Raw genomic sequence first — 6800 nt, 5'->3', positions numbered from 1 at the left:
TTATAAAATTATTAATAAAAATTGAATAATTATTAATTCCGTTAAATTCTAATAACCAAACTTTAAATAATTTAAAAGATGTATGCGTGCAATACAAATCTACAAATGAAATTGAGAGCAATACTACAACTGAAATGATTAGGCTAAATAAAGATTTTTTTAACATGGGATATTGTCAGTCTGATAGTTGAAACCAAGGTTTCTTTGGTGCAGTCCCAGTATATGCTGGACTAACTTTAATTGGCCCCTGACCTTTTTCACATTCTTGAACACCCCACTCACTCGGACGAAAACGTGCATTAGCTCCATCAGGCTCAGGTTTACCAAATTCTTTTTGAATATCATAATCAATAAGTGGAATTTCAAGCAGCACAATGTCTCCACGAGAACAAGCGATGGTAGGACGTTTCGTATCGTAAACCCATTTACCATAGCCATTTTCTTCCTTAGGATCAAAGCGCATGACTGGACCTACATGCTGATCCCACGCCAACTCCATTCGAGGAGGCTCCATCGCAGTTACCCACATTCCTGCGACTTGTACAGGATGAGGGAAACGTACCGCCTCTAATCCACGTAAGCTAAAGGGTACTTGTGGCTCGCCGTTGTCAAAAGCATCGTAACGACTAATTAAACTCCCTTTAGGAATCAACAGTTCGCCATATTGTGCATCTTGAGATAAAACGAAATGGCTACGACTTTCCTTGTAATGCTGCTTAAGAGCAATCTCATACTTTACCGATTCAGTCATATAAAATAAATAACCTGCCCACAAGTCACATATTAAGGCCACTAGCGTAATGAATAATGTTTTTTGAGAGAAAAACCTCACAGGCTTTTGAGACTTCTTTCGCCAAAACAATAGTGCTTTCACCAATAGGCCTAGTGTTAGTACAACACCAATCAATGGCGCAATAAATAACAGAAAAATTGCAAAAACCGAGAATGTCTGTACAGGTATCATAATTGTTAAATCTTTAATTTCATTTTTTCAAAGGTGGGGCACCAAGAAAATTATATATACGTGTATTAAAAACAAGCCTTATGATTCACAGATACTATTTTATAGCCTTAGCATTTTCACATACTAAATTAAGCATAGCTAAATCATTCTCACCCGTGGCTTTCATTACTTCACTCTTTTTATCGCTCTTGTACTTAAGTTCACCATTATTTTTATCACCAATCATAAAGTCTAAAATCTGTATCGTCTTATGTGAACAGTCAAAAGCCATATGAAATTGTGCGATATTATCTTTATCAAAATCACCTGTATAAAACTTTGTTTCGGGTACACCAACTAGTTTTCTGGTAGCAGTAATTTTAAATTTACTTTTACTTGGTAAATAAAATTCGATTGAATCTAGTTCAAAAGCATAAGCGATATCTTCTTGTTGATAATAAACCTCTTCTGCTTGAATACTATTTGAAAAAGCTGCACAGGTAGCGAAAATTAGGCTAAAAATTGTTTTTTTCATTTACTAAAACTCATACATAATTTTTTGTTGCCTGATTTTATATAAATGAAAGGTCTATGAATATAAAAAACATTTGTTATTAAGTGATATATACAGTTAATATATCCTTTGAATAAAAGTATCCCCCTTCTAAAAGAGGTTTATATGTTGGAGATAGTAATCATCTGATAATCACTCTCAATTTTTATTATTGAGTTGATTATCAATGTCGCAATTTTTCTGTGGTCATATTTCTGATCACCTCTATTTGCACGTTTGATTATTATCAAGGCTCCAACATGAATCTTTCAAAGTTCGAACAACGAACTCTCCATGTCCTTGCCAAAGGCGGACATATTAAATACCAACGTGACGCATCAGGCACAGTCTATTTCGTTGAATGCTATACACGAGAAGGTTTTGTGCTATCTGATTGTTCATTAGATGTGTTTAAAAAGCTAAAAGCAAAACGCTTAATCAAGTCTAAAAATAGCCAACCTTATCAAATTACATTGTTAGGACTCCAAACCGTCCGCCCTCAACTAGACAATCGTTGATATAAGTTGCTATTTATTAAGAGAAAGAAAAATATGAATATTATAATTCGAGATGAACAACCCGAAGATATTAAAAATATCGAAGCGTTGACGAAAGCGGCGTTCTTAAATGAAGAGCATTCTAGCCATACCGAACAATTTATTGTGAACAGCCTTCGGAAACATAAGCAACTCACGATCTCTTTAGTTGCTATAGAAGATGGCTTAATTGTAGGTCATGTGGCTATTTCACCAGTTACAATCACGTCAGGTGAAACTGGTTGGTATGGCCTAGGCCCTATTTCTGTATGTCCAAAGAAACAAGGAATTGGCATTGGTTCTCTTTTAATGAATGCAGCTTTGCAAAAGTTAAAAGAATTAGGCGGAAAAGGTTGCGTTCTATTAGGTGATCCAAATTATTACAGTCGATTTGGTTTTAAATCATACCCTGATTTAAATTTACCTAATGTACCGAATGAATATTTTCAAGCTATAAGCTTCAGCAACCATATTCCTTCAGGAGAAGTTACTTATCATGAAGCATTTATGGCAACTGAATAAATAAGTTCGCTTACAACACATAATAAAAAAGCCTCTGTTTCTACAGAGGCTTTTTTCAATTCAACAATTAATTATTTATGAACCCAAGGCACAGCCGGTGAACCAATCCAAGCAGATTTAGCCGGAATATTTTCACCTTTCATGACCAATGTTAATGGACCTAACACGGCATGGTTGCTCACGTTGGCGTTATACAAAATAATACTACGTGTATTTACCACAACATCATTACCAATATTCACTTGTCCGATTTTCATAATACGGTCTTCAAACAAGTGAGTTTGTGGGCCAGAGAAGCTATTAAACTCAGCACGGTCACCAATGCTTACACAGTCAAACTCTGTAATATCGGCTGTATCCATATAGACGTCTTTACCAATACGAACACCTAAAATACGCAAGAAGAATGGCAACATTGGCGTTCCTCTTAAGTAGTTTAAGAAGTTCGGAATCGCAACTGACTCATATAAGCTTGTGATCCCTTCACTTAACCATACAAACATAGTCCACATTGGAGCTGAACGTGGTTGGTAACGACCAATCAAAATCCACTTCAATAACGCAACAATAACGAAGCAGCCTACGCCATAGAGCAAACCAGCAAGCGTTAAAGCCAACAGACCAGTTGGAATGTTGTATTTGTTAATAACATCAATAATCTCAAGCACGATCATATAACCCACACCAATCGCAAGAGCAGCAGGTAATACAACACGAAGGCCTTCGATAAAACCACGCATTAAACGGCGTTTGATACTTGGTAAGAATGTTAAATGATCTGGGTATTTCTCAGCAGCTTCACGTGCAGGTAATAACAATGGTGGCGAACCAAACCAAGTTTGACCATCGTACATTTCAACGTTATCAGGTGTTTTAGATTGCACACCAATCAAGACATTGTCTGGCAACACAGTACCATCAGCAATATAAGCACTGTTTCCGACAAAACTACGGTTACCAATAGTCGTCGATTTTAATGTCATCCAGCCGCCTTTGATTTCTTCATCACCTAGCATTACAGCATCGGCAATAAAGCTTTCTTCACCCAAAGTCAGCATTTCTGGAATAACACCGTTTGCGGTAGAAATTTCAGTATTTTTACCTACTTTTGCACCGAGCATACGGAACCATGTTGGCGCATAAATCGTAGCAAACAAGCCATGTAAAGTTTGTAAGCTTGTTTCTAAAATTTGAGATGCAAACCATTTACGGTAATATGTACCGCCATGAACCGCATACGTTCCTGTTTCAAGACGAGGCAATGCAACTTTACGAATGACTGAAGAAATCACAGCAGTAATCATCATCATCATTGCACTAGCTGGAATCGCTAAAATGAAGTAGTACAGTGCGATTTGTAAATGTTCATTCGGGTTAATATTAAATACGTTTGCATCTAACCAGTCGACCAACAGGAAGCTTGGGAAAATTGGAATAAAGAACAAACACGCAATAATTAACGCACTAATTCCATAATATGCATATTCTGCAATTTTACGAATAAACGATAATTTTGGACGCTCTGGTAATTTATCGTGATCATCCACATGTCCAATTTTCTTCGCAGGTGTACCATCCCAGATTTCTCCAGCTGGTACCACTGTGTCATATTCAATTGAAGTTAAAGCATTTACGTGAGCTTGTTTTTCTAACACTGTATTTTCTTCTAATACAGCATAAGAACCCACATAACTGTCTTCTTTTAAGTGAATTGAACCTAACACCAAGTGACCATGTTCGACTTTGGCATTTTCTAAGTTTACTTGAGAGCCAATGCTCACCCCATCTTCAACCGTAAGTAAAGACGGCATACGAATATGCACTGAACTAATCGTCACGTCATGGCCGATTTTCGCACCAAGCGCTTTCAAATATAAGTTAAGTAAAGTCGAGCCTGATAAAAGATAGACTGGTGAAATGTTGCTAATACGGTCTGCTAACCACCAACGGAAATAGGTTAATCCCCATAATGGATATTGCCCTGCACCAACGCCCATCATTAATAGTCGTTTTACAGAAATTGAAACAACAAAACTGGCAATAATTACGCTGATGTAAACCAATAAAGACATCGCGATTGCATTTGGAATACTGTCGCGTGTTCCACCAGTAAAATAGTGATAGGTAAAGAATGGCGCTAACCACTGCAAAATGTTAATCGAGATTAAAACTGGAATGGTAACGAACTGTGCAATACCACATAACCACTTATAAGTTTGGTTACGAGGGTTATCTTGTCCAATCTGGCTATCAAATACAGTCGGCGTTGGTTGCTCTAGCATGAGTGCTGCAATTGCACCCACCCTTCTCGCTTGATATAAGTTTTGAATAGTCAGATGGCTATATTCTGGGTGTTCACGCAAGTTCGATATTAAAACAGCCGCTAAAAGTGAATGGCCGCCTAAGTCGTCAAAGAAATCTGAATCGAGTTTAATCGGCATATTTGGGAACAAGCGGTTCAAAATACCAAATAAAATTTCTTCTGCCGGGTTTTGCGGTTGGTCAGATTCACTACGGTCAATCACACTCGTAAGTGGACGTGCTTTTAAGGCTTTACGGTCAATTTTTCCTGACAATAAACGCGGAACTTCTTCAATAATCTCAAAACGGTTTGGCACCATATAAGGTGGTAAACGTTGGCTTAGATTATGACGAAGTTCTTTAATTTCGATTGCTTTTTTCGCATCAATTTCTGGTGCAATAAACGCAATAAGCTGATCAATACCGTCTTCTGGACGAAGAATAACTGCTGCAGTACCAATACCTTCAATATCGCAAAGCGCAGCTTCGATTTCACCGAGTTCAACACGGAAACCACGAATTTTGACCTGATCGTCCGCACGTCCCAAGCAGTGTACTTGACCAAACTCATCAATTTTAGCCAAATCGCCGGTGCGATAGAGCGATTGTTCATCTGGACCGTCTGCCCACGGGTTTTGAATAAACTTATCAGCGGTTAAGTCAGGACGACCTAAGTATCCTTCTGCCACACTTGGGCCAAAGATACAGAGCTCACCTGTTTCACCTTGCGGCAATAATTCTCTTTCAGCGTTAATCACCAACATGCCATAGTTTGGTAAAGGCTTACCAATCGTGACGAGTTTGCCACGCTCTAACGCCTCAAGGCTTGCAGTAACCGTAGTCTCAGTTGGACCATAAGTGTTAAACATTTTGTGATGAGGCAATGCCCAACGGTCAACCAGTGAATCCGGGCACATTTCCCCACCCAAGTTAATAATTCTTAAGTTAGGTACATCTTCTGGGAATAAAGCAAGTAATGTTGGTACAGCATGCAATACTGTAATTTGTTCTTGCTTTAAGGTTTGGCATAAACGTTCAGGATCACTCACAAGCGACTTAGGTGCAATCCACAAGGTTGCCCCAACCAAGTAAGAAAGCCAAATTTCTTCAAACGACATGTCAAAAGCAACAGAAAAGCCTTGATAGACTTTGTCTTGCTCTTGAATACCCAAAACATTATTTTCACTACGTAAAAAGTGACAAATATTTCTTTGGGTAATCACAATCCCTTTCGGCTTACCCGTTGAACCTGATGTATAAATAATATACGCAGGTTGTTCTGGAGTCGTTTTAGCTAAAGGAATGTTTTCACTGAGTGGCTTTTGTAGTTCGGTATTGGTCCACTTTGTTTGTGGTACTTCATCTAAATGCGCATGCCATTCATCTGTAGTAATCATCCCTACAGCGTCGGCATCTTCAAGACACACCGCGATACGGTCCGCTGGCGTATCCATATCAAAAGGAAGCCATGCTGCGCCACTTAAACAAATCGCCAATTGAGCTTTTAAAAGCTCGATACCACGAGGCAACCATAAGCCAACAATATGACCAGGTTTTACCCCCCTTATCGTCAAATGCTGAGCCATAATTAAGGCTTGCTGATATAACTCACCATAACTCAACGTTTTATCTGCTTCAATTAAAGCCGTTTTATCAGGAAGAGTTTGTGCAGTATGGACAAAAATATCGGCCAAGACTTCATGCTGCAAAAATTCCGGATGATACTTTCCACGAATAATATTATTCGTGTTTGTTACAAACTGGTTCATTTTTATACTCTCTTTAATTTTCTGATTTGGCTCAAATGAAGTCATGTTTGTTTTTCTGACTCATTAAAGAAATCAAGATATGTCATAAATTAAATAATTGAACTTAAATCAAGATTAAAGTTTTAGTTTTGAAGTCTATTTAATAATATATAAATTCCGATTGTTTAGGCTCATAT

The 6800-nt window shown here is 38.0% G+C and carries 5 protein-coding genes; 2 read left to right on the top strand and 3 right to left on the bottom strand.

Going from position 1 to position 6800, the window contains the following annotated elements; all coding sequences use genetic code 11:
- Positions 1-175: 175 nt before the first annotated feature.
- Positions 176-964, bottom strand: a complete 789-nt coding sequence (locus ACH63V_RS17720) for a hypothetical protein (RefSeq protein ID WP_396464273.1) — start codon at positions 962-964, stop codon at positions 176-178.
- A gap of 94 nt (positions 965-1058) precedes the next feature.
- Positions 1059-1478 (bottom strand): hypothetical protein, encoded by a 420-nt coding sequence (locus tag ACH63V_RS17715; protein WP_262750791.1) that lies wholly within the window; start codon positions 1476-1478, stop codon positions 1059-1061.
- Between the two features lie 278 nt (positions 1479-1756).
- Here ACH63V_RS17715 and ACH63V_RS17710 point away from each other — a divergent pair, with 278 nt between their 5' ends.
- Both ACH63V_RS17710 and ACH63V_RS17705 read left to right on the top strand, forming a co-directional pair.
- Complete coding sequence (locus ACH63V_RS17710) at positions 1757-2014, top strand: YjhX family toxin (RefSeq protein ID WP_001054060.1); 258 nt, start codon at positions 1757-1759, stop codon at positions 2012-2014.
- A 33-nt stretch (positions 2015-2047) separates the two neighbouring features.
- Entirely contained in the window at positions 2048-2554 is a 507-nt protein-coding gene (locus ACH63V_RS17705) for a GNAT family N-acetyltransferase (protein ID WP_284083870.1), read from the top strand.
- Between the two features lie 71 nt (positions 2555-2625).
- On the opposite strand, the gene posA is transcribed toward ACH63V_RS17705, so the two are convergent.
- Positions 2626-6624, bottom strand: coding sequence for a delta-poly-L-ornithine synthetase PosA (posA, locus tag ACH63V_RS17700; protein WP_396464272.1), 3999 nt, complete (start codon positions 6622-6624; stop codon positions 2626-2628).
- Positions 6625-6800: the final 176 nt, after the last annotated feature.

The sequence above is a fragment of the Acinetobacter sp. ABJ-A23_2 genome, assembly GCF_044538765.1.
Classification (GTDB): domain Bacteria; phylum Pseudomonadota; class Gammaproteobacteria; order Pseudomonadales; family Moraxellaceae; genus Acinetobacter; species Acinetobacter nosocomialis_A.
This window is presented reverse-complemented; position numbering and strand designations above follow the sequence as displayed.

Excerpts from the sequence above, each read along its gene's own strand:
- ACH63V_RS17720 (WP_396464273.1), bottom strand. The coding sequence starts at position 964 with ATGATACCTGTACAGACATTCTCGGTTTTTGCAATTTTTCTGTTATTT.
- ACH63V_RS17715 (WP_262750791.1), bottom strand. The coding sequence starts at position 1,478 with ATGAAAAAAACAATTTTTAGCCTAATTTTCGCTACCTGTGCAGCTTTT.
- ACH63V_RS17710 (WP_001054060.1), top strand. The coding sequence starts at position 1,757 with ATGAATCTTTCAAAGTTCGAACAACGAACTCTCCATGTCCTTGCCAAA.
- ACH63V_RS17705 (WP_284083870.1), top strand. The coding sequence starts at position 2,048 with ATGAATATTATAATTCGAGATGAACAACCCGAAGATATTAAAAATATC.
- posA (WP_396464272.1), bottom strand. The coding sequence starts at position 6,624 with ATGAACCAGTTTGTAACAAACACGAATAATATTATTCGTGGAAAGTAT.